Source organism: Streptomyces sp. NRRL WC-3742, from assembly GCF_000720635.1.
In the GTDB taxonomy this organism is placed as follows: domain Bacteria; phylum Actinomycetota; class Actinomycetes; order Streptomycetales; family Streptomycetaceae; genus Kitasatospora.
In genome coordinates this window covers 1-3,076 of the sequence record NZ_JOCF01000151.1, presented here as the reverse complement: position 1 = coordinate 3,076, position 3,076 = coordinate 1, and the positions used below count along the sequence as shown (strand labels likewise).

Below are 3,076 nucleotides of genomic sequence, written 5' to 3'. Positions count from 1 at the left end.
GGCACCCCCCGGTTCCACAAGGACGCCACCGTCTCATCCGTCCCCGGCGACGGCGGCAAGGCGGAAGCCCTCACCATCCCCGAGGACGTCCCGGACCTGAGCACCACCTACCTCGCCAAGCTCACCCTCACCGACCCCACCGGCAAGGAGGTCAGCCGCAACGTCTACTGGCTCTCCACCAAGCCGGACGTGATCGGTGAGAACAAGTGGCCGCGCCCGGACATGACCTCCTACGGGTCCCTGGTCGACCTGAAGAAGCTGGCCCAGGCCCAGGTCTCCGCCACAGCCACCAGCACGAGCTCCGGCGACACCACCAAGGTCACCGTCACACTCACCAACACCGGCACCGGAAACACCCCCGCCCTCCTCACCGACGTCCACCTGGTGAACGCCGATGACAAGCCAGTGCTGCCCGTCACCTGGACCGACAACCAGGTCAGCCTCTGGCCCGGCGAAACCACCACCATCACCGCCACCGTCCGCACCACCGACCTCACCGGCACCACCCCCCACCTGCGCATCACAGGCTGGAACACCCCCACCAGCAACATCACGGCCAACACCACCAGCTGACAACAGGAACCCGACACGCTCCACCCACGCGGCCGGCCCGGGTGCCCGGGCCGGCCATTTGCCGATCGCCTTGACGAATCCTTGACAGGCGTACGGACGGCGCAGATTATGGAAATCTCTTTTATGAAATCTCCTTTACCTAGAGGGTCGACACACAACCCGGACTACGGGCACCACGCCGGCCCGATGTGGAGGACGCACATGTTCCTCAACTCGCTGGTACCTCGAACGGCTCCACCCCTGGCCACGGCCCAGCCCTGGCTCCCGGACGATCCGCGCGGACTCCGGTTGGTAGCCCTCGGTGTCGAGTTCGACGCCGTGAAGATCCCTCAGCCACTGGCCCGCTCCGTGTGCGCCGCCCTCGAAGAACACGACACCAGCTTCATCGAGGACCTCGCCGACGGCTCCCACCTGTGGCTCGTCGCCCCCGGCAGCTGCACCTCGCCGGGCTCCCGCCGGCTCGTCCTCTCGACGGGCTGGCACAGCACCATTCCCGGCCCCCACTGCACGGGCCGGCGCCGGTGGAACCGCCCGTGGCCGAGCATCACCTCCGGCCACCTTCTGGAGAGCGCCATCGAGGCCGCGGCCGGTCCCCCGAAGAGGCGATGAGGTACCGCCACGGCCGTAGCGATCCGTCTCACCGCCGCGACGCCTCGCGCCTCACCAGGCGGCCCATCGCGAACTCCCGCGGACCGTGACGACATCGTCACGGTCCGTTCTCGGTGCTGCGGCCGGAGCCCTGACCGACCGTACGATGCCCCGGAACAGCAGATCATCGTGGCTCAGGACCGTATAGGCTCAGCTGACGGGCGAAACCCTCCGCAGCCGAACCGCCGTACCGAAAGGAAGCGCCGACCACCGTGGAAGCCGCATGGAACCGCAGCGTCTTGCGAACCAACAACGAGCGGCTCCTCCTCGATCGGCTCCGCGCCGACGGCGCCACCTCACGTGCCGAACTCGCCCGGATCACCGGGCTGTCCAAGCCGACCGTCTCCACCGCGCTGAGCCGCCTGGAGTCCGCGGGCCTGGTCCGCGAGCTGGGGAAGGTCGTCGTACCCGGCCGCGGCCGCTCGCCGGTGCTCTACGAGGCCGACCCGAGCGCCGGACACGGGCTGGGCGTGCACGTCGGCCGCAGATGGGTCCGTGTGGCACTGACCGACCTGGACGGGCTGATCCTGGCCCGCCATGACGAGCCGAACGCCTCCGGAGACGCGGACGGCGCGGCCTCCAAGGTGATCGAACTGGCTCGCAGGGTCACCGCCGAGGCGGGCGTCCTTCCCGAGAGCATCCTCCACACGGTCATCGGCGGGCCCGGCGCCGTCGACGAGAACGAGGTCGTCCGTTACGCGGTGGGCCTCCCGGGCTGGGGAGTACCGGACATCGTCAACCGCCTGCAGGCGGAACTCGGCACCGGCCTGACCCTGGTGAACGACGCCAACCTCGCGGCCCTCGGCGAATACGCGGCCGGCGTCGGACAGGGGCGCCGGATGTTCATGTACCTCCTGGTCGGCGCCGGCGTGGGCGGCGGCATCGTGGTCGACGGAAAGCTCTTCCCCGGCGCCCACGGCGCCGCCGGCGAACTCGGCTACCTGCCGTGCTGCAGCGCGACGGGACAGGGCCTGGTCGGCGGGAACCGTCACGCGCTCCTGGAGGAGTCCGCCGCCGGCGACGCCGTGGTCGCCATGGCCCACGCCAAGGGCCTGCTGGACGTCACCACCGCGAAGCAGGTGTTCGACGCGGCCCGTGCGGGCGACGAACTCGCCCGCACCGTCGTCGCCGAGGAGGCGCAACGCCTCGCCCACGGCATCGCCTCGGTGGCCGCGGTCATCGACCCGGAGCTGGTGGTCCTCGGCGGCGGTATCGGCAGCAGTGCGGACCTGCTGATCCCGCTGATCCGCGCGGCCCTCCCCCGCATCACGCCGCTCCGGCTGAGCCTGGCGGCCTCGGAGCTCGGCGACGGGGCGGTGCTGCACGGAGCGGTGGCCATGGGGGTGGAGATCACCCGGGAGCTGGTGTTCGAGAAGTGGCAGCGCGCCCAGGAGCCGACCGAGGCGTAGCGGCGGCCGGCGGTGCCCGGTCACGGAAAGCCGGTGAACAAAATCTAGCCAGTACGGCGGACCCGCGCTAAGGTCCGCCGTACACCGGTTTCCCCAGGTCGGCTGCCCGACCCCGCGAGGACCGGAGCACACCTGAATCGCGCGAGCGGTAATGCCGCGTCCGGCCACGAGGCCCTCCGCGCCATCGCTCCCGCTCCCGTCGTGCCGATGCCGCACGCTGGAGCAATCAGTCGACCCAGCCTCCGACGGGGGAATCCGAAGTGAGCCCCATCCGTAACCGGGGTCACTCTTGACGCACATCCTGTTAAGGAATTTTACTTTTCCCACATCGCCACCTCCAGTCCCAGGGAGGCACCCTTTGTCCACTGAGCACGGCCCCGGCCTCGTCAGACGAGTCGGGCTGTTCCAGGCCACGGCCATCAACATGAGCCAGATGGTCGGTTGCG

The 3,076-nt window shown here is 69.8% G+C and carries 2 protein-coding genes and 1 pseudogene; all 3 read left to right on the top strand.

The genetic code is table 11. The annotated features are described in order from the left end of the window. Window positions 1-573 (top strand): annotated as a pseudogene (locus IH61_RS0139690) (exo-beta-D-glucosaminidase); the annotation flags it as partial. Between the two features lie 201 nt (window positions 574-774). Further along, on the top strand, window positions 775-1,182 hold the full coding sequence (locus tag IH61_RS0139685; protein ID WP_158845904.1) for a hypothetical protein: 408 nt from the start codon (window positions 775-777) through the stop codon (window positions 1,180-1,182). Between the two features lie 278 nt (window positions 1,183-1,460). After that, window positions 1,461-2,630: an ROK family transcriptional regulator gene (locus tag IH61_RS0139680; protein WP_234327540.1), complete on the top strand. Its 1,170-nt coding sequence runs from the start codon at window positions 1,461-1,463 to the stop codon at window positions 2,628-2,630. Window positions 2,631-3,076 lie beyond the last annotated feature (446 nt).